The 19880-nt window shown below is 70.4% G+C and carries 19 protein-coding genes; 9 read left to right on the plus strand and 10 right to left on the minus strand.

The window, feature by feature from the left end; all coding sequences use genetic code 11:
• Position 1 precedes the first annotated feature (1 nt).
• Positions 2-655: an O-methyltransferase gene (locus tag EAH86_RS16575; RefSeq protein WP_206665865.1), complete on the plus strand. Its 654-nt coding sequence runs from the start codon at positions 2-4 to the stop codon at positions 653-655.
• A 3-nt stretch (positions 656-658) separates the two neighbouring features.
• On the opposite strand, the gene EAH86_RS16580 is transcribed toward EAH86_RS16575, so the two are convergent.
• Positions 659-1018 (minus strand): VOC family protein, encoded by a 360-nt coding sequence (locus tag EAH86_RS16580; RefSeq protein ID WP_140742821.1) that lies wholly within the window; start codon positions 1016-1018, stop codon positions 659-661.
• Positions 1015-1830: a methyltransferase domain-containing protein gene (locus tag EAH86_RS16585; protein WP_140742823.1), complete on the minus strand. Its 816-nt coding sequence runs from the start codon at positions 1828-1830 to the stop codon at positions 1015-1017. The genes EAH86_RS16580 and EAH86_RS16585 overlap by 4 nt, the downstream gene beginning before the upstream one ends.
• Before the next feature lie 68 nt (positions 1831-1898).
• On the opposite strand from EAH86_RS16585, the gene EAH86_RS16590 reads away from it, so the two are divergent.
• On the plus strand, positions 1899-2441 hold the full coding sequence (locus EAH86_RS16590) for a MarR family winged helix-turn-helix transcriptional regulator (RefSeq protein ID WP_140742825.1): 543 nt from the start codon (positions 1899-1901) through the stop codon (positions 2439-2441).
• 27 nt (positions 2442-2468) lie between these two features.
• On the opposite strand, the gene EAH86_RS16595 is transcribed toward EAH86_RS16590, so the two are convergent.
• The gene (locus EAH86_RS16595; RefSeq protein WP_140742827.1) at positions 2469-3263 is read right to left on the minus strand and encodes an alpha/beta hydrolase; all 795 of its coding nucleotides are present in this window, start codon (positions 3261-3263) and stop codon (positions 2469-2471) included.
• Positions 3264-3279: 16 nt separating this feature from the next.
• Here EAH86_RS16595 and EAH86_RS16600 point away from each other — a divergent pair, with 16 nt between their 5' ends.
• Entirely contained in the window at positions 3280-3840 is a 561-nt protein-coding gene (locus EAH86_RS16600) for a PadR family transcriptional regulator (RefSeq protein ID WP_140742829.1), read from the plus strand.
• Positions 3841-3870: 30 nt separating this feature from the next.
• On the opposite strand, the gene EAH86_RS16605 is transcribed toward EAH86_RS16600, so the two are convergent.
• On the minus strand, positions 3871-5709 hold the full coding sequence (locus EAH86_RS16605; RefSeq protein ID WP_140742831.1) for an ABC-F family ATP-binding cassette domain-containing protein: 1839 nt from the start codon (positions 5707-5709) through the stop codon (positions 3871-3873).
• Between the two features lie 7 nt (positions 5710-5716).
• Positions 5717-6652, minus strand: coding sequence for a 4-(cytidine 5'-diphospho)-2-C-methyl-D-erythritol kinase (locus tag EAH86_RS16610; protein ID WP_140742833.1), 936 nt, complete (start codon positions 6650-6652; stop codon positions 5717-5719).
• Positions 6653-6762: 110 nt separating this feature from the next.
• On the opposite strand from EAH86_RS16610, the gene EAH86_RS16615 reads away from it, so the two are divergent.
• Together EAH86_RS16615 and EAH86_RS16620 are read left to right on the plus strand one after the other, a co-directional pair.
• The gene (locus EAH86_RS16615; RefSeq protein ID WP_241668417.1) at positions 6763-7452 is read left to right on the plus strand and encodes a response regulator transcription factor; all 690 of its coding nucleotides are present in this window, start codon (positions 6763-6765) and stop codon (positions 7450-7452) included.
• Entirely contained in the window at positions 7449-9950 is a 2502-nt protein-coding gene (locus tag EAH86_RS16620) for a DUF4153 domain-containing protein (RefSeq protein WP_140742837.1), read from the plus strand. Before EAH86_RS16615 ends, EAH86_RS16620 begins: the two co-directional genes overlap by 4 nt.
• Before the next feature lie 123 nt (positions 9951-10073).
• Here the strand turns inward: EAH86_RS16620 and rsmA are convergent, their stop codons facing one another.
• The 4 genes from rsmA to metG form a co-directional block, all read right to left on the minus strand.
• Positions 10074-10934 (minus strand): 16S rRNA (adenine(1518)-N(6)/adenine(1519)-N(6))-dimethyltransferase RsmA, encoded by an 861-nt coding sequence (rsmA, locus tag EAH86_RS16625; protein ID WP_140742839.1) that lies wholly within the window; start codon positions 10932-10934, stop codon positions 10074-10076.
• Positions 10935-11030: 96 nt separating this feature from the next.
• Positions 11031-12116 (minus strand): resuscitation-promoting factor, encoded by a 1086-nt coding sequence (locus tag EAH86_RS20940; protein ID WP_277752347.1) that lies wholly within the window; start codon positions 12114-12116, stop codon positions 11031-11033.
• Positions 12117-12432: 316 nt separating this feature from the next.
• Positions 12433-13296 carry a TatD family hydrolase gene (locus EAH86_RS16635; protein WP_140742843.1) on the minus strand — a complete coding sequence of 288 codons (864 nt, stop codon included), beginning with the start codon at positions 13294-13296 and terminating at the stop codon, positions 12433-12435.
• The gene (gene metG, locus EAH86_RS16640; RefSeq protein ID WP_140742845.1) at positions 13283-15115 is read right to left on the minus strand and encodes a methionine--tRNA ligase; all 1833 of its coding nucleotides are present in this window, start codon (positions 15113-15115) and stop codon (positions 13283-13285) included. Before metG ends, EAH86_RS16635 begins: the two co-directional genes overlap by 14 nt.
• Before the next feature lie 356 nt (positions 15116-15471).
• Here metG and EAH86_RS16645 point away from each other — a divergent pair, with 356 nt between their 5' ends.
• From EAH86_RS16645 to EAH86_RS16660, 4 genes are all read left to right on the plus strand, one after another.
• Positions 15472-16641 (plus strand): RtcB family protein, encoded by a 1170-nt coding sequence (locus tag EAH86_RS16645; protein WP_140742847.1) that lies wholly within the window; start codon positions 15472-15474, stop codon positions 16639-16641.
• 173 nt (positions 16642-16814) lie between these two features.
• Positions 16815-17378, plus strand: coding sequence for a hypothetical protein (locus EAH86_RS16650; protein WP_140742849.1), 564 nt, complete (start codon positions 16815-16817; stop codon positions 17376-17378).
• 184 nt (positions 17379-17562) lie between these two features.
• The gene (locus tag EAH86_RS16655) at positions 17563-18162 is read left to right on the plus strand and encodes a DUF4126 domain-containing protein (protein ID WP_140742851.1); all 600 of its coding nucleotides are present in this window, start codon (positions 17563-17565) and stop codon (positions 18160-18162) included.
• 82 nt (positions 18163-18244) lie between these two features.
• Entirely contained in the window at positions 18245-19015 is a 771-nt protein-coding gene (locus EAH86_RS16660) for a CPBP family intramembrane glutamic endopeptidase (RefSeq protein WP_140742853.1), read from the plus strand.
• Here the strand turns inward: EAH86_RS16660 and rsmI are convergent.
• Positions 19008-19874, minus strand: coding sequence for a 16S rRNA (cytidine(1402)-2'-O)-methyltransferase (gene rsmI / locus EAH86_RS16665; RefSeq protein ID WP_140742854.1), 867 nt, complete (start codon positions 19872-19874; stop codon positions 19008-19010). The two genes, EAH86_RS16660 and rsmI, sit on opposite strands and share 8 nt — an antisense overlap.
• Positions 19875-19880: the final 6 nt, after the last annotated feature.

Raw genomic sequence — 19880 nt, forward strand, 5'->3', positions numbered from 1 at the left:
CGTGCGCTCCTTCTTGGTGACAGACGCCGTCCGCGACTACTCCGCAGCCCACAGCTCGTGGCAGCCCGACCACGTGGTGCGCCGGCTGCAGAAGCGCACCAGGGACCTCGGCGGCCCGGCCACCATGCAGATCGGCGACGACCAGGGCCAGCTGCTCACCATGCTCACCCGCCTCGTCGGGGCGTGGTCCGCGGTGGAGGTGGGGACGTTCACGGGCTACTCCAGCCTCTGCATCGCCCGCGGGTTGGCCGAGGGCGGCAGGCTGATCTGCTGCGACGTCAGCGAGGAGTGGACCGCCATCGGGTCGCAGGCCTGGGAGGAAGCCGGGGTCGCGGACCGCATCGACCTGCGGATCGCACCGGCGCTCGACACCCTGCAGGCCCTGCCGCCCGAGCCCACCATCGACCTGGTCTTCATCGACGCAGACAAGGGCGGCTATGCCGACTACTGGGCCGAGCTCGTGCCGCGGGTCCGGCCCGGCGGTCTGCTGTTGGCGGACAACGTCCTGTGGAGCGGTGAGATCGCCGACGAGGAGAAGGCGGGTGACACCGTGGACGCGCTCCGGGCGTTCAACGACCTGGTCGTTGCAGACAGCCGGGTCGAGACCGTGGTGCTGACCGCGTTCGACGGCCTGACCATCGCCCGTCGGCTCTGAGGGTCAGCCCTCCTGGAGCTCAACCCGGTTGCCCACCGGGTCGGTCGTGTGGAACCGGCGGACGCCGGGGATGGTGTCGTCCCACGTCAGCTCTGCTCCGGCGGTCTCGAGGGTGACCGCGAAGGCGTCGAGGTCGGTCACCGCGATGGCCGGGTGCGCCTTGCGCGCGGGGACGAACCGTTCCTCGACACCACAGTGCAGCTCTTGGGGACCCACCCGGAACCACACCCCACCCCGCGCAGCGAGCACTGGCGGCTTGGGGATCTCGGGCAGCCCGAGGACGCCGCCATAGAACTCCCGCAGCAGGTCCTCGCTGCCAGCCGGGCAGGCGATCTGGACGTGGTGCAGGCCGGCGACGCTCACGCGGCGCCGCCGCTCGGACGGTGCGCGACCGCGAAGATGCGCCGGAAGGGAAAGATCACGCCGATCGGCGCTCGTGGGTATGCCGCGCGGAGCCTCGCGTCGTAGTCCGCCAGGAACGCGTCGCGCCGAGCCGCGTCGGTCAACGTGTCGAGGACAGGACGGAGCCCGGTGCCACGAACCCAGTCGAGGACCGGGTTGGCCTGCTGTGCCTGTGGATCGAGGATGTGCTGGTAGGTCGTCTCCCACCCGTCGACCTCGAGCCCGACACTCCCGAGCAGCTCGACGTAGACGGCCGGCTGCTCGACCGCCAGGCGTCGAAGAGCGGGCTGCAGCAGCTCGGCGTCCGGGTGGTCCTCGGCGACCTCGCGCATGAGGGCGTGAGAGGGCGCGTCGATGTTTCCCGGCACCTGCATGGCCAGCCATCCACCAGGAGCGAGGGCGGCCGCCCAACGAGTCAGGAGGGTCAGGTGGTCGGGGACCCACTGGAGCGTGGCGTTCGTGATGATGACATCGGGGTGCGCACCCAGTGAAGCCGGATCCCACTGCGCCACATCAGATTCCACCCACTCGACCCGCCCATCACGGTCCAGTGAGCGCGCCGCGTCGAGCATCTGTGGAGAATGGTCGACCCCCACGATCCGGGCCGCCGGCCACCGCTCCGCGAGCGACAACGTGAGCGGGCCGTTGCCGCAGCCCAGGTCGACGACGAGGGCCGGATCGGCCGCTCCCACGCGCGCCAAGAGATCGCCGAACGGGCGGGACCGGTGGTCGGAGAACTTCGCGTACTGCTGCGGATCCCACGTGGTGCTCATGGCTTGTCGTCCTCTCGTGACCATTTATCTTGATATCAAAATACTTGATGGAAGGTAGAGTTGTCACCATGAGTGCACGAGGTGTGGAAGCAGCCGCGCCACGGGGCGGCGCCCCGACTCCTCCGCCCGACGACGTCGATCACATCGTCGAAGCCTGGCGGCGCGAACGCCCCGACCTCGACGTCGCCCCGCTGCACGTCCTGTCGCGCGTCTCGCGGCTGGCACGCCGGCTCGACCTCGACCGCGTCCAGGCCTTCGCCCGTCATCAGCTCGAGGGCTGGGAGTTCGACGTGCTGTCCGCGCTGCGCCGGGCGGGCGACCCCTATCAGCTGTCCCCCGGCCAGCTGATCCGCCAGACCCTGGTGACCAGCGGCACGATGACCAACCGGGTCGACCGGCTGGAACGCCGGGGACTGGTCGGTCGCAGCCCCGACCCTACCGACCGTCGCGGAGTCATCGTGCGACTCACTCCGACCGGCCAGCGCACCGTGGACGACGCGATGGCCGACCTGCTCGACCGCGAGCGCGACCTGCTCGCGGAGCTGTCGGCGGGCGACCGCGATGAGCTCGCCGCCATGTTGCGGCGGCTGCTGTCACCGTTCGAGACCTGACCCGACCCGGCACCGACGAGTCGACACTCAGCCGACGTAGTCGCCCTTGACCCAGTCGCGGACCGCGTCCGCCAGCGGAGTCCAGTCCGGCTCGGCGTCGGTGCCGTCGTTCAGCATCGTCCAGCCGTGGCCGCCCTCGGTGGAGATGAACCGCTTGTCCCTCGCCGGGGAGGCCCGCACCGCAGCTCGCAACGCCGTCGGGTCCATGTCGGCGTCGTTCGGGGCCACCGCCAGCAGGAGGGGAATCGTCGTGGCCGCAGCAGCCTCACCCGCGGTGGGCGTGCCGGTCCAGACAGCCGGTCCAGAGAGGTCCACCAGCGCATCAGCGCCGGCCTGCTGGGCGAACCCCAACGCCAAGGCCCCACCCATCGACGCACCGACCACCGTCACCCGCGTGGCACCGTGAGCCCGCGCCCAGTCGACGGGCAGCCGCACCTGCGCCTGCAGGTCGCTCGCAAAGGCGCCCTGACAGCGAGCCCTGCCCCATCCACAGAGGTCCACGAGCACCGCCCGCACGCCGTGCTCGGCCAGCCACGCGGCATACGTGGCGAAGCCGCAGAAGCCCTGCGCCGACGTCTGGTGGAGCAGGACCGCCACCACCGGACCGTCCCCGAGCACCGCCCCTGTCATCACGCCACCGCTGGGCGCCGGGAACTCGGTGAGCCCGCCGTCCACCGGGATCTTGCAGCGGTCCGCGATCGACGTGGGTGTGGCGATCGGCAGTGGGACAGGTGTGCGGGTCGGGGTCGAGGCAACCTCAGCCGAGCCCCCACAGCCGCCCAGCGCCACGACCGCCACCATCCCCGCGAACCATCGTCTCATATGTCAACATTGACATATGAGCGCGTCGCGGTCCACCCCTTCCAACCTGGGCTGTGCACTGCTCGGCCTGCTGGCCCGGTCGCCCTCGACTGGCTACGACCTCGCCAAGCGGATGGAGCGTCCGGTCGGCTACTTCTGGACGGCCAACCACAGCCAGATCTATCCCGAGCTGTCCCGCCTCGAGGAAGCCGGGCTGGTCGACCACACCGTCATCGAGGGCGCCGGACCGCGCCCCACCAAGAGGTATGCCGTGACCTCGGCTGGGCTCGAGGCGTTGCGTGACTGGGTGGCCAGCGAGATGGAGACACAGCCCGTGCGCGACCTCGAGACCCTGCGACTCTGGTCGATCTGGACAGTGGATGCGAGCGAGGCGGAAAGTCTTGTGGCACAGTCACGTTCGCGACATGCCGCCGCCCTGACCGCCTACGAGGCGGAGCTCGCCGGGATCGCGGACGACCCTTCGGCGCGCGACCGGACCCAACCGCTCTTTGCCAGCCGCCTCACCCTGGAGGGCGGCATCCGCACCCGCCGCGCAGCGTTGGAGTGGTGCGACTGGATGGCGTCAGAACTGGCCTGACCAACTCGGCCCAGCCGACGGGTGGGCGGCTCAGCCGACGATCTCGGCTGCGGCCAGCCACTCGAGCTCGAGCGTCTCGCGCTCGTCGACGATGGCACGCAGCTGTCCGTTGAGGGTCAGTACCTTGGCGTGGTCGGTGGGCGACTGTGCCATCTCGGCGTGGATCCGTTCCTCGCGCGCGGTGAGACGGGTCAGCTGCTTCTCGACCCGCGCCATGTCCTTGCGCGCCTCACGGAACTCGGCCGGCGAGTGCGCCGGGGGCGCCGGGGGCGCGGGAGCGGCCGGTGCGGCTGACCCGGGCGCCTGACTTCCCGAAGCGGCAGCCGGAGCCAACGTCGGTGTGGGGGCCGCGCGCCGGAGCTCGAGGTACTGCTCGACCCCACCGGGGAGCTCGCGGAGCTTGCCGTCACCGAGCAGCGCGATCTGCTTGTCACACGCGCGCTCGAGCAGGTAACGGTCGTGTGAGACGACGAGCAGGGTGCCTGGCCAACCGTCGAGGATGTCCTCCAGCGACGTCAGCGTCTCGATGTCGAGGTCGTTGGTGGGTTCGTCGAGCAACAGCACGTTGGGCTCGTCCATCAGCAGCCTGGTCAGCTGCAGCCGACGGCGCTCACCACCGGACAGGTCCGACACCCGCGTCTGCTGGCGACCGCCGGTGAACCCGAGCCGCTGGGCCAGCTGGGACGCGCTGATCTCCTTGCGCCCCAGTCGGATGTACTTGCGGACGTCCTCGATCGCCTCGATGACGCGCCAGTCGGCATACCGCTCCAGCTCGCGCACCTCCTGGGTGAGGTAGGCCAGGCGGACGGTGATGCCCTCCTTGCGCTTGCCCGATGACAACGGCACGAGGCCGGCGATGGCGCGCAGCAGGGTCGACTTGCCGGCGCCGTTGACACCGACGATGCCGACCCGTTCGCCCGGAGCGAGGTGCCAGGTGATCCCGTCCAGGAGCAGCCGGTCGCCCAGGGTCACCGACGCGTCCACGAGGTCGACGACGTCCTTGCCCAGCCGGGTCGTCGCGAACCGCATCAGCTCGACGTCGTCGCGCGCGGGCGGTTCGTCGGCGATGAGGGAGTTCCCCGCATCGATGCGGAACTTCGGTTTGGTGGTCCGGGCCGGTGGGCCGCGGCGCAGCCAGGCGAGCTCCTTGCGGAGCAGGTTGTCGCGCCGCTCGGCCGTCACCTGGGCCATCCGCTCGCGTTCGGCCTTCGCGAGGACGTAGGCCGCGTAGCCCCCCTCGAACGCGTTGACCTTGCCGTCCACGACCTCCCAGGTGGTGGTGGCGATGGCGTCGAGGAACCACCGGTCGTGCGTGATGGCCACGACCGCGTTGTCGGGGCTGGCACGGTGTCGCACGAGGTGCTCGGCGAGCCAGGCGACGCCCTCGACGTCGAGGTGGTTGGTCGGTTCGTCGAGGAACAGCACGGTCGGGTCCTGGACCAGCAGGGCCGCGAGCGCGAGTCGTCGACGTTCCCCACCGGACAGCGGCCCCACGAGGGCGTCGAACCCACCGACGGACTCGGCGCCGATCCCGCCCAGCAACCCGGTCAGGACGTCGCGGATGCGCGAGTCACCGGCCCAGACGTGCTCGGCCAGGTCCCCGAGGACCGCCTCGCGCACCGTGGCGCCGGGATCGAGGGCATCCTCCTGGGCGAGCACCCCGACGCTCGACACGCCTGCGCGGGTCACCCGCCCGGAGTCGACCTCGAGGTGGCCGGCGAGGACGCGGATCAGGGTGGTCTTGCCCCCGCCGTTGCGTCCGACGACGCCGATCCGGTCGCCGCCGAGCACGCCGAGCGAGACCTCGTCGAGCACGTGGGCGGTGCCGAGGGCCAGGGTGGCGCGCTCGACGCTGATGAGATTGGCCATCAGGTGATCAGCCGGGCCGCGGGGCACTGATGACGTGGGCGCCGTGCGCCGGACCGGTCGCGCGCCGTACGTCCTGGACGGTGCCCGAGGCGGTCAGTGACACGGCGAGGTCGAGAGCCGCTTCGTTGGAGTCGGCGACGAAGGCGATGGTCGGTCCCGAACCGGAGACGACCCCACCCAGGGCACCGAACTCGAGCCCCGCGTCGAGCACGTCGCCGAGGGCAGGCATCAACGAGATCGCTGCGGCCTGGAGGTCGTTCGACAGGGCGGCGCCCAACGCACGCGCGTCCCCGGAGCGCAGCGCGGTCATCATCGCGGCGCTGGGTGAGGGGTCAGGGATCTCGCGGTCGCCCCGCAGACGGTCGCACTCGGCATACACGGCGGGGGTCGAGAGGCCACCCTCACTGAGGGCGAACACCCAGTGGTAGCTGCCCCGTGCCAGCACCGGTGCCAGCACCTCGCCACGACCCGAGCCCATCGCGGTGCCGCCACCGAGCAGGAACGGCACGTCGCTGCCCAGGCCTCCGGCGATCTCCTCGAGCTCGGCCCGGCTCAGCCGGGTCCCCCACAGCTGGTCGCAGGCGACCAGGGTCGCCGCGGCGTCCGCGGAGCCGCCGGCCATGCCACCGGCGACCGGGATGTCCTTGCGGATGGTGATGTGGACGGGTTCGTCGATGCCGCTGATCTCGGCCAGCCGCTGGGCCGCGCGGGCCGCGAGGTTGGTGCCGTCGACCGGCACCCCGAACGACTGCGGTCCGGACACGGCGATGCCCCACTGGGGCGCGCTCGAGACCGTCACCTCGTCGAACAGGTTGACCGCGTGGAAGATCGTCGACAGCGGGTGGTAGCCGTCCTCACGACGCCCACCGACGAGCAGCTCGAGGTTGACCTTCGCGGGGACGCGCACCGTCACCGACGACGGCGGCAGGGCTGCGGAGGTCATGGCCGCCACCCTAACGGGGTCAAGGTCTCCGGCGCGGACCCGCACATCTGCACAGAACCTTCACACCATCTCCCCCACCCCTGCGCGGCCACTCTCCTACTCTCGAGAATGTGAGCCATCAGCCCCGCGTCCTCGTGGTCGAGGACGAACCGACCATCGCCGACGCCATCGCCGCGCGTCTGACCGCGGAAGGATTCGACGTCCAGCAGGTGCACGACGGCCTCGTCGCCCTCGACCGCGCGGCGGCCTGGGACCCCGAGCTCGTGGTGCTCGACGTGATGCTCCCGGGCCTCGACGGCCACGAGGTATGCCGACGGCTACAGGCCGCTCGACCGGTGCCCGTGCTGATGCTCACCGCCCGTGACGACGAGACCGACCTGTTGGTGGGCCTCGGGATCGGCGCCGACGACTACATGACCAAGCCGTTCTCGATGCGTGAGCTCGTCGCGCGGATCCGGGCGCTGTTGCGCCGAGTGGAGCGTGCGGCCGCAGCATCAGAGGCGCCGGCCCCCACGGTGCACGTCAACGGGTTGCGCATCGACGGCGCCCAGCGACGGGTGTGGTCACGCGAGGACGAGGTGCACCTCACGCCCACGGAGTTCGACCTGCTCGCCTGCCTCGCTGCCCGGCCGGGCACGGTGCTGAGCCGTGAAGCCCTGCTGGCCGAGGTGTGGGGCTGGGCGGATGCCTCGGGCACCCGCACGGTCGACAGCCACGTGAAGTCGCTGCGCCGCAAGCTCGGCGCGGGGCTGCTGCGCACCGTCCACGGCGTCGGCTACGCCCTGGAGGTGGGCGCGTGAAGTACGACGTGCGCCCCCTCGACGCGGTCCGCTCCATCAAGGTGAAGCTCGGCCTGCTCGTCGCGGTGACCATCACCGTCGCGTCGGTGCTCGCCGTCGTGGGCACGCGCGCCGGACTGTCGCCGTGGGCCACGGTGCCAGTGGCCGTCCTGGCCGCCCTCGGGATCACGCAGCTGCTCGCCCGTGGCATGACGTCGCCGCTGCGCGAGATGACCCACGCCGCGCAGCAGATGGCGCAGGGTGACTACTCCCGGCGGGTCCGCGCCACGTCCGGTGACGAGGTGGGCGAGCTGGCCGCCGCCTTCAACCGGATGTCGGCCACCCTCGAGATGGTCGACCGGCACCGGCGCGACCTCGTGGCCAACGTCTCGCACGAGCTGCGCACCCCGATCTCGGCGCTCCAAGCCGTGCTGGAGAACCTCGTCGACGGGGTCTCGCAGCCCGGCCCCGAGGAGCTGCGCCGGGCCCTCGCCCAGACCGAACGCCTCGGCCGCCTCGTGAGCGACCTGCTCGACCTGTCGCGGGTCGAAGAGGGGGTCACGCCGCTGCGCTTCAAGGAGGTGCGGCTCGCGGACCTGCTCGAGGAGGCGGTCACCCAGGCGCGGATCGAGGGGCTGCGCTACGCCGTCCTGGTCCGACCGGAAGCCCTCACTGTGCCCGCGGACCCCGACCGCCTGCACCAGCTGCTCGCCAACCTCCTCGACAACGCCTCGCGCCACAGTCCGCGCGGCGGCCTGGTCCGCGTCACCGCCGACTCGACCGGCGGCGACGTCCTGGTCGCCGTCGCGGACGAGGGACCCGGGATCGCAGTCTCCGACCGCCGCGCGGTGTTCGAGCGGTTCACCACGAGCGCCGCGCACAACAGCGGAACCGGCCTGGGCCTGGCCATCTCGCGGTGGGTCGCCCAGCTGCACGGCGGGACCATCGCCGTCGCCGACAGCGACCACGGCTGCCGCATCGAGGTCACCCTGCCAGCGGACGCAACCCGTCCGATCACGACGAAGGAGCCCATCATGAGCACCCTCACCCCACCGGCCCCTGCGCCGAGCCCTCCTGCCGCACCTCCGCGTGACGGGCTCGCCCCCTACTGGCCGGACGCCCCACGGCGCAGGCCAGGCATCGTGGCGGCCGCCGTGGCCGCAGGAACCCTGGCTGCCATCGTGCTGCCGAACCGCAACGTCGGGATCGGCACCACCCTGGTCTTCGGTGCGGTCGCCGCCATCGTGCTCGGCGCCCGCGCCTGGGGGTCGAAGGGCGGTTCGCGGCCGTGGGGCCGGCTGGACAGCCTCGACGCGGCCCTCGTGGCCCCGCTCGTCGCGACGCTCTTCGTCCGGGATGCCGACTGGATCACGATCCTGTGCCTGCTGGCGGGGCTGGCGCTGGTGGCCGTGAACTCGACCCGTGCCGCGTCCGTCCTCGCCCTGCTCGGCACCGCCGCCGCCGTTCCCCTCGCCCTCCTGCGGGGCCTGCCGTGGCTGGGGCGCACGCTCAAGCCACGCACGAGCGTCCAGGCGTGGATCCCGGCAGTCCGCGCGACGATCTTCTCGGTGGTGCTGCTCCTCGTCTTCGGTGCTCTGTTCGCGTCCGCCGACGCGTTGTTCGCCTCCTGGGTCGATGCCATCACCCCGAACATCACCTGGAACGACCTCCCAGCCCGCGTCGTCCTGGCCGTGTTCATCGCGGCAGGCACGCTCGCCGCGGCATACGTCAGCCTGGCTCCGCCCGCCGTCGACCGGCTGCAGCTGCCCCTGCGACCAAGCCGCCGGCTGTTCGAGTGGCTCGCGCCCGTGACGGCGGTCAACGCCACCTTCCTGCTGTTCCTGGTCGCGCAGGCGACCGCCATGTTCGGCGGGCACGACTACCTCCGGCGGACCACCGGGCTGACCTACGCCGACTACGTGCACCAAGGCTTCGGCCAGCTGACGGTCGCGACGATCCTCACCGTGACGATCGTTGCCTGGGCGGCCCGCAAGGCGACGCCGGGACGCGCGCGGGACCTGGCCCTCGGCGCCCTGTGCCTCATGACGATCGTGGTGGTTGTGTCGGCGCTCTACCGGATGCACCTGTACGAAGAGGCCTACGGCTTCACCCGGCTGCGACTGCTGGTCTCCGTCTTCGAGGGCTGGCTCGGCGTCGTCGTCCTGCTCGTCATGGCGGCGGGGGCCGTGAAGGCTCGCGGGTGGCTGGTGCCGCTGGCGGTCCGGCTCGGCGCGGTCGGGCTGCTCGGGCTCGCAGTGCTCAACCCCGACCTCTACATCGCCGAGCACAACCTGTCCCGCACCGACGCGACCACCCCGATCGACTACTCCTACCTGGCGGAGCTATCGACCGATGCGGCACCCGCATTGATCGACCTGCGGACGGCTGCGGTCACCTGTCGCTCCGGCACAGACGTGAAGGGGGACGACTGGCTGGCCTGGAACATCTCGCGGTCGAGGGCCCGCTCGCTGGTGGCCAGCCACCGCAGCCCCGGGCTGGCCGGCTGCCTCGTGCGCTGATCTGTGCACAGAGGTTGGGGGTGCTGCGCAGAGACCCGGTCTCCGCGCAGTGCCCCCGATGTCTGTGCACAGACGTGTGGTCGGCGGGATCGGGCCGGCGGGATCGGGCCGGCGGGATCGGCCCTAGGCCAGCGTGGCGCGGGCTGCGGCGATGGCCGCGAACTCGTCGATGCCGAGCTGCTCGCCCCGGGTCCGGTGGTCGATCCCGGCCGCGCGCAGGCACTCCTCGGCACGCGGTGCTGAACCAGCCCACCCGGCCAGGGCTGCCCGCAGCGTCTTGCGCCGCTGGGCGAAGGCCGCGTCGATGCAGCTGAACGTGTCCCGCCGGCTCGCCGCGGTGATGGGTGCGGACCGCCGTTCGAGCAGCACCAGACCGGACTCGACGTTCGGCACCGGCCAGAAGACGCTGCGGGGCACCGTCCCCGCGAGCCGCACCGCGGCATACCAGTTGGCTTTGACGCTGGGGACGCCGTAGGCCTTGGACCCGGGGCTGGCCGCGAGCCGCTCCGCCACCTCGAGCTGCACCATGACGAGCACCCGCTGGAGGGTCGGGAAGGCCTCGAGGAAGTTGAGGACCACGGGCACCGACACGTTGTAGGGCAGGTTCGCGACGAGTGCCGTGGGTTGCGGGTCGGGCAGCTCGCGCACCTGCATCGCGTCCGCCTGCACGAGCGTCAACCGGTCCGCGTATGCCGGTGCGAGCCGGCTCACGGTGCCCGGCAGCGCCTGGGCGAGGTTCGGGTCCACCTCGACCGCGGTCACGTGCCCGACCTCCGGGAGCAGCGCGAGGGTCAGCGAGCCGAGGCCAGGGCCGACCTCGACCACGGAGTCGTCCGCAGTCACGCCGGCGAGACGCACGATCCGCTTGACCGTGTTGGCGTCGATGACGAAGTTCTGGCCCCACTGCTTGGTCGGCCGCAGACCCAGCTCGGCCGCGATCTCCCGGATCTGGGCGGCTCCGAGGAACCCGCTCTGCTCGACCATGGCGCCGACTCTAGGGGCGGACAAACGAATCGAGGTATTCGACTACCGGGTGCGGTAGCCGAATACCTCGATTCAGCGAAACGTCAGCAGGTGACGTCAGGCAGCGTGCGCGCAACCCCAGGGACCGAGACCGGCCTTGGCGTAGTAGCGGTTCGCGACGGTGATCTGCTCCGCACGCGAGGCCAGGTCGGCACGGGGGGCGAAGTCGCCGCCACCATTGGCCAGCCACGAGGAGGTCGCGAACTGCAGACCGCCGTAGTAGCCGTTGCCGGTGTTGATCGACCAGTTGCCGCCCGACTCGCACTGGGCGATCCGGTCCCACATGGCCGCGTTCGACAGGTTGATGCCGGCGCCGGAGGTGTTCCCGGCACTAGGGGTGGTCGCTGCCGGACGCGCCTTGGTGCCCACGGCGACGAGTGCGGCGACAGGTGCCTGGGTGAGCTTGGTGGCGACGGCCTTCTTGCTCTCGACCTTGCCGTCCACCTTGACGACGTCGTAGGTGACGATCTTGGCGCCGTCGGAGCCGGCCTTCAGGGTCTTGGTCTGGCCCTTGTAGAGGCTGGAGTCGCTCTTGCGGGTGACCCGGGCCGCAACCGCCTTGGTCTCCTTTACCTGCGAGGACGTGACGCGCAGGACGGCGATCTTCAGGCCAGCGGTGACGGCCGTGGTGGGGGCCGGCTGCACGCGGTCGTCGGCGTCCTTGGTGACGTTCAGCTCGGTGAGCACGTCGGCAACGGTGGCGCCGGTGGTGCTGGCGGTGCGGTTCTTGCCATCGACCCGGACGACGACGTCCTTGGGCGTGGTGACGGACAGGGCGAGGCCCTGCCGGCCGAGCGTCATGGAGCGGGAGGCCGACAGCTTGGCGGAGTCGGCACGGATGCCCAGCTCCTGCAGCGCGGCAGCCACCGTGGTGGCGGTGGTCCAGTAGTCCCGCGTGCGACCGTCGATGGTGACGGTCAGCTTGCGGCCGTAGCGGACGACGATCTTCTGGCCATCGGCGACCTGGGTGCCAGGTGCCGGGACGACCACGTCGTGCTCACGAATCGCGATGTCCTGCTTCTTGAGGATGTCGCCGACCGTGCTGCCGAAGGCGTGCACTGTCGAGGCCTTGCCGTCCACCGAGAGGGTGACGGACTTGTCAAGGTGCGAGACGCCGACAGCGCCAGCGATGAGGCTGGTCACGACCGCGGCTTGGGCGATGCGACGAACAGGACGGGTGATCACGGTGCTCCAGAGGTCGTTCTCCCCGGGCAGCGGATGGGCGGCGCGTCCTCGCTCCGGTGCTCCGGGGGCGAGTCTTCGATGCTCGGCGGCAAAGAAAACAGGGGCTCTCGTGGTCCGCCGTCGTGGCGGGTCGCGCAACCCCTGCTCGCGTCGTCCAGGGTCCGACCCCGGCCAACAGTCATCCACCATGACCGCGTTTCCGGCAAAGGTCAAATTTTGATAACGGAACCTTCAGCGTTTGGCCAAGTCACACCCATGGCATTCCGTCGGCGCGTCACCAGGGTCCGTAGACCGCCTCGGAGGTGTCGCTGACCGCCTGGCAGAGCGTGGGCACGGCGACCCCGAGGACCCCCGCCATGGCCCTGATCGTGAGCGGCACGAGGTAGGAGGCGTTGGTCGCCCCGCGCCAGGGCGCCGGCGTCAGGTACGGAGCGTCGGTCTCGACGAGCACCCGGTCGAGCGGGGTCACCGAGAGCGCATCGCGCAGGCCCTTGGCGTTCTTGAAGGTGACCGTCCCGGCGAAGGACAGGTAGTAGCCGCGCTCCACGCAGGTGCGGGCCATCGCCATGTCACCGGAGAAGCAGTGCATCACCGTGTGCGCTGGCGCCCCCTCCTCCTCGAGGATGCGCAGCACGTCGTCGTGGGCGTCACGGTCGTGGATCTGCAGCGCCTTGCCCGTGCGTTTGGCGAGGTCGATGTGCCACCGGAACGAGTCCTGTTGCACCCCAACGCCTTCAGGCCCCGTGCGGTAGTAGTCGAGTCCCGTCTCGCCGATCACACGGACGCGCGGGTGCGCTGCGAGCTCCTCGATCTCCCGGTATGCCGCGTCGAGACTCCCGGCCTCGGCCAGCCTGGGCACCTCGTTGGGGTGCAGGGCCACGCCGCCGAGCATCGCTGGATGTCGGTCGACCATCTCGACCGTGAACCGGGCCCCGGGCAGGTCGCAGCCGATCTGGACCAGGCGGTCGACCCCGACGGCCGCGGCGGCGGCGATCACCGCGCCGACGTCGGGAGCATCCTCGCCCTCGCGCGCGATGTCGAGGTGCGTGTGGTTGTCGACGACCGAGATCGGCAGCGGGTCGGGGGCGTCGGGCACGCGGCTGTGGCCGCTGCGCTGACCCGGTTCAGGCGTCGCCATCGCCGGTGGGTGCAGCGTCGTTCCGGAGCCGGGCGAGCTCCTCCTCGACGACCGATTCGTCCAGCTTCGTGAAGATGGGTGTGGGCTTGACCACAGTGGCTCCGATACGCACCGGGACCGACTCCCAGCGGGGTGTCTGGGAGTAGTCGCCCGTGACGATCGGGTAGCGCCGGTCGGCGTCCTCCGCGTCGAGTCCGGTGACGTCCTCGAGCACCGGCATCGGCATGAAGCTGCCCTCGCCACCGAACGCCGCGTGCACGGCGTTGGACGACGACGGCAGGAACGGCGCCAGGATCCGGTTGAGGTCCGCCACGCACTGGGTGAGGGTGTGCAGCACCGTGGCCAGGCGCTCGCGCTGGTCGTCGCCCTTGAGCTTGAACGGCTCGGTGTCGGTGACGTACTTGTTCACCTCGCCGACCGTGCGCATCGCCTCGGCGACGGCGGCCTTGATCCGTTGCTTGGCCAGGAGGCCACCGACGACATCGAACGCCGCCAGCACCTTGGCCCGCACCGCCTCGTCGACCGGCTCCAGGGCGCCCGGCTCCGGGATCTCGCCGAAGCTCTTGCCGACCATGGCGGCCGTGCGGTTGACGAGGTTGCCCCAGCCGGCGACGAGCTCGGAGTTGTTGCGCTGGACGAACTCGGCCCAGGTGAAGTTGGCGTCCTGGTTCTCCGGCCCCGCCGCACAGATGTAGTAGCGGATGGCGTCCGGGCCGTAGCGGTCCAGCACGTCCCGGATGTAGATGACGTAACCGCGCGACGTCGAGAACTGCTTGCCCTCCATGGTGAGGTACTCGCTCGACACGACCTCGGTCGGCAGGTTGAGCACCCCGAACTCACCGGGCTCGCCCCCACGACTCCCGTGACCGGCATACCCGAGCAGCTCGGCCGGCCAGATCTGGGAGTGGAAGGTGATGTTGTCCTTGCCCATGAAGTAGTAGGACAGGGCCTCCGGGTCGTTCCACCACTCGCGCCAGCGCTCGGGATCGCCCTGGCGGCGCGCCCACTCGATGGACCCCGAGAGGTAGCCGACGACGGCGTCGAACCAGACGTAGAGCCGCTTGGTCGGCTGGTCGCGCCACCCGTCGAGCGGCACCGGGATGCCCCAGTCGATGTCGCGGGTCATCGCGCGCGGGCGGATGTCGTCGAGGATGTTGAGGCTGAACTTGATGACGTTGGGGCGCCAGGTCCCACTCGCCTCACGACCCTCGAGCCACTCGCGCAGCGCGTCCGCGAGCGCTGGCAGGTCGAGGAAGAAGTGCTGGGTCTCGATGAACTGCGGGGTCTCGCCGTTGATCTTGGACTTCGGGTTGATCAGGTCCGTGGGCTCGAGCTGGTTGCCGCAGTTGTCGCACTGGTCGCCGCGCGCCTCGGGGTACGAGCAGATCGGGCAGGTGCCCTCGATGTAGCGGTCAGGCAGGGTCCGCCCGGTGCTCGGGCTGATCGCGCCGCTGGTGGTCTGCTCGACCATGTAGCCGTTCTTCCAGACCTGGGTGAACAGCTCCTGCGCGACGGAGTAGTGGTTGGCCGTCGTGGTGCGGGTGTAGAGGTCGTAGGAGCAGCCGAGGTCGGCCAGCTCGGCCGCGATGATGGCGTGGTTGCGGTCGACCAGCTCGCGCGCGGTCACGCCCAGCTGGTCGGCCAGGACGAGGATCGGGGTGCCGTGCTCGTCCGACCCGCTGACCATGAGCACGTCGTGGCCCGCCATCCGCATGTAGCGGCTGAACACGTCGGAGGGCACGGCGAATCCGGCCACGTGGCCGAGGTGCCGCGGGCCGTTGGCGTACGGCCAGGCGACAGCAGAGAGGACTTTGGACACACCTGAATCCTAGGGGTGGGTGCCAAGCGCGTTTCGGGCGCGCAGGTATGCCGCGTGCTCACCACCGCGCGACATCTGCGACTTGTTGCCCGCAGGTCGTCACCAGACCGCCAAAAGCCGGTCGCGTGACCACCGCACGGCAACAAGTCCCACACCTCCCCGACATGTTGCCCGCAGATCGTCACCAGACCGCGAATTCGCGACCTCGTGACCACCAGGCGGCAACAAGTCGGCGTCGGCGACGGACGCGGCGGGCGAAAAGCGGGTGCGGGTGGGCGGCATACCTGTCACGCTCGTCTGCGGCCCCGCACTCGGTGAGGCTGCGCGAAAACCGTTACGTATCAAGGAGGTGCGTCATGCATCAGATTACTCCGCGGCTCATGAACTGGGCCTCGATCCTCGAAGAGAAGACCCAGGAGCAGGCGCTGCGCACCTCGCAGATGCCGTTCGTCTTTCCCCACGTCGCCCTCATGCCGGACGCCCACCTCGGGCTCGGCGCCACGGTCGGCTCGGTCATCCCGACGGAGCGGGCAGTCATGCCGGCTGCCGTCGGTGTGGACATCGGCTGCGGGATGATCGCGGTCCTCACGCAGTTCACCGCAGCGGACCTCGGCGATCGGTCGCTGACTCCCCTGCGGGAGTCGATCGAGCGGGCGATCCCGCTGTCGGCGGGTGCGGCCAACCACAAGATCGTCGCCACGGCACAGCCGCGGATCGACGAGCTCGAGGCGATGGCCACAGCCGCGGAGTTCAGCCCCGACCAGCGGGCCGGGCGGTGGCGGCACCAGCTCGGGACGCTCGGCTCCGGGAACCACTTCGTCGAAGTGAGCCTGGACGAGCAGGACCGGGTCTGGGCGTTCCTGCACTCGGGGTCGCGGGGTGTCGGCAACAAGATCGCACAGCACCACATCGCCATCGCGCGGACGCTGATGGAGCGGTACTGGATCGAGCTGCCCGACCGGGACCTCGCCTACCTCGTCGAGGGCACGGACGAGTTCTGGGCCTACATCCGGGAGCTCCGGTGGGCTCAGCACTACGCCCTGCTCAACCGGGAGGAGATGATGGACCGGGTGATCCGGCAGCTCGGGGAGTTCCTCGGGACGTCGGTCGTCGAGTCGACTCGGGTCAACTGCCACCACAACTTCACCCAGCAGGAGAAGCACTGGGGCAAGCAGGTGTGGGTCAGCCGGAAGGGCGCCATCGAAGCCCGGGAGGGCCAGCTCGGCCTGATCCCGGGGTCGATGGGGACCCGGTCCTACGTCGTCGAGGGCAAGGGCAACGCGATGTCGCTCAGCTCCGCTCCGCACGGTGCCGGCCGGCAGTTCAGCCGGAGCGCAGCGCGGAAGCGGTTCACCCACGACGAGCTGCGGGAGGCGATGAAGGGCATCGAGTTCCGGGACACCGAGGCGTTCCTGGACGAGATCCCCGGTGCCTACAAGGACATCGACCAGGTGATGGCGGACGCCGCCGACCTGGTGTCTGTCCGGCACACGCTGCGGCAGGTCGTCAACGTGAAGGGCGACTGACCGCAACGAACAAGGAGCGCCCCGGTATGCCGCGTGCGGCGTACCGGGGCGCTCCTCTCGTCCGCCCCTGTTGGCATCCGGAGTCGTCCTATCGGCGTAGGGGCTTTGCCCGATGCGGACCGTGCTCGCCCTTCAGGACCCTGTGGGAAGCACACCCCACCGGAGGAGGAACCATGATCCGCAGGACCATCGCCCAGGCCGCTGTCGCAGCAGCCGTCCTCGCGGTCGTCGTCGCCACACCCGCTGACGCCGCGCTCTACAGCCATGACCATTTCAACTTCACGTTTGCCGAGACCTTCGACGAGTGCGGCATCACCATCGACCACACGGCCGTGGGCCACGGGGGCTTCTCGATCCGCACGATCAAGGGGACCAACGAGGCCTACCTGGGCTGGCAGCAGGTGTCCGCCGTGGACACGTTCGCCAACCCGGTCACCGGGCGTTGGTTCACGATCAGCAACAACAGCCTCTTCCGGGAGACCAAGGGCACCCTCGTCGGGGGCAACGTCTGGACCTTTGACTCGAAGCTGTCGGGCGCCTCGTTCACCGTGCGCGACGCCGCGGGCCGAGTCGTGACCCGCGACTCCGGCACCCTGCGGATGGCCACGACATACGACCTGCTCGGCGACGGGCAGCCCGGCGGTGAGCAGATCGGCGACCCGGTGGTCACGGCGATGAACGGCCGGTTCACCGACGTCGACTTCTGCGCCGACCTCGTGGGCCCCCTCCTGGGCTGAGTGACACCGGCGCAGGGGGACGTGGCCCAGGTATCGCACAGGTATGCCGCGTGCGGAGTCCGCACGCGGCATACCTGTGCGCGCATGTGGGGAGAGCCCGGGCGGCGACGGAACCGCACATTTCGTCCCGGCGTCGAGTAGACATGTCTGCACAGGTGCACCGCACCCGCACAGGAGGTGGCCGATGTTCGCCGCGCTGACCGGCATGGGGTTGTCCGCAGCGGCGGGCCTCAACGCCTACATCCCGTTCCTCGTCGTGGCGCTCATCGCCCGGTTCACCGACTTCATCACGCTGCCGCAGTCGTACTCGTGGATCGAGTCGTGGTGGGCCATCGGCATCGGCGCGGTGCTGCTGCTCACCGAGGTCGTCCTCGACAAGATCCCCGCGATCGACACCGTCAACGACGCGGTCCAGACGTTCATCCGGCCGAGCATGGGTGGTCTGGTCTTCGCCGCGACGTCCGCAGCCGAAGGCCTCGACCACTCGTCCTGGATGACCAACAACCCATGGGTCGGGGTCATCATCGGGGTGATCACCTCCGGCCTCGTGCACGGAGGGAAGACCGTGGCGAGACCGGCGATCAACGCCGGCACGCTGGGGTTCGGGGCTCCGGTGGCGTCGACCATCGAGGACGGTGCGTCGGTCGGGCTGAGCCTGGTGGCCGTGTTCATCCCGGTGCTGGTGATCCTGTTCCTCGTGCTGCTGGCCTGGTTGCTCGTCTGGCTGTGGCTCAAGGTGCGGCGATGGCGCAAGCGACGAGATCGCCGCGCCGCGCTCGCCTGACGCCCGGCGGTCGCGCGAGTCGCGGTGGCCGAACCAGCCGCGCTCGCATGGTTCGTCCAGCCTCGACCAGCAGAATGGGCGCATGACGATCGCCGCCGCACCCGTCTCGCGTCGATCGCTGGTCACCGAGACGGTCCTGGTCCTCGGTGTCAGCCTCGGCTCGTCGGGCATCTACGCGCTGCTGTCCCTGGTCAACAAGCTCACCCGCAACGTCCCGCTCAACCAGCAGACGACGGCGATGAACTCCTCGGTCACGCCCGACCGGCCGTGGCTCGACCTCGCCTACCAGCTGGTCGGCATCGTCCTGGCCCTGGTGCCGGTCGCCCTGGCCCTGCACCTGCTGACCCGCGACCGCGCGGACGCTCGCCATGCGATCGGTGCGGACCTGCGTCAACCGGGTCGCGACCTCGTGAGAGGCCTCCTGCTCGCGGCGGCCGTGGGCCTGCCGGGGCTCGGCCTGTACGCCGCCGCACGCGGCCTCGGCCTCAACACCACCATCGCCGCGGCGAACCTCTCGGACCAGTGGTGGACCATCCCGGTGCTCGTCCTCGCCGCCGCGCAGAACGCGGTGCTCGAGGAGGTCGTGATGGTCGGCTACCTCTACACGCGATGGCTTCGCGCGGGCTGGTCACTGCCGGTCGTCATGGTCACCTCGGCGCTGATCCGCGGTTCGTACCACCTCTACCAGGGCTTCGGCGGGTTCATCGGCAACGTCGTCATGGGCCTGCTGTTCGGCTGGGTCTACACCCGCACCCGCCGTGTCGGCCCGCTCGTCGTGGCTCACACGCTCCTCGACGTGGTCGCCTTCGTCGGCTACGCCCTGCTCAAGAACCACCTCGCCTGGCTCAGCTAGGTGGCGTCACCTTCCGCGCGGCGACGGCCGCGTCGTACAGAGCTTTCTTCGACAGACCCGTCGCCGCCGCAACGTCGGCGCAGACGTCCTTGAGCCGCTCACCTGCGGAAACGCGCTCCTGTATGCCGGGCAGCGCCTCCTCGACGGTGGTCACCGCCGGCGACGCTCCCGCCACCACGACGGTGATCTCGCCGCGCACGCCTTCGGCCGCCCAGACGGCCAGCTCGGCGAGGCCGCCGCGCTTGACCTCCTCGTAGGTCTTGGTGAGCTCACGGCAGACCGCCGCCCGGCGGTCGGCACCGAACGCCTCCGCCATCGCGACCAACGTCGCGTCGATCCGGTGCGGGGCCTCGAAGAAGACCATCGTCCGGCGCTCGTCGGCGAGCGCGGCCAGACCGCGCGCCTTCTCCCCCGCCTTGCGCGGCAGGAAGCCCTCGAAGCAGAACCGGTCCACCGGCAGGCCCGAGACGGCGAGCGCCATCAGCACCGCGCTGGGGCCGGGCACACAGGTGACCCGGATCCCGGCGGCGACCGCGGCGTCGACGAGCCGGTACCCGGGGTCTGACACCGACGGCATTCCGGCATCGGTCACGACGACCACCCGCGAACCGGCGAGGAGCCGCGCGACGAGGTCCGGTGTGCGGGAGGCCTCGTTGTGCTCGTGGTAGCTCAGCACCGAACCGGCCGGGGAGATGCCGAGGTCGGCGCACAGGCGTCGCAGCCGGCGGGTGTCCTCGGCTGCGACGACGTCGGCGGTGGAGATCTCCTCGGCGAGGCGGGGCGCGGCGTCCCGGGGGTCACCGATCGGGGTGGCCGCGAGAACGAGGACCCCGGGGACGGTCGGCGCGTCGGAAGTCACCTCGCC

The organism is Pedococcus bigeumensis, assembly GCF_006438965.1.
GTDB classification, from domain to species: Bacteria; Actinomycetota; Actinomycetes; order Actinomycetales; family Dermatophilaceae; genus Pedococcus; species Pedococcus bigeumensis_A.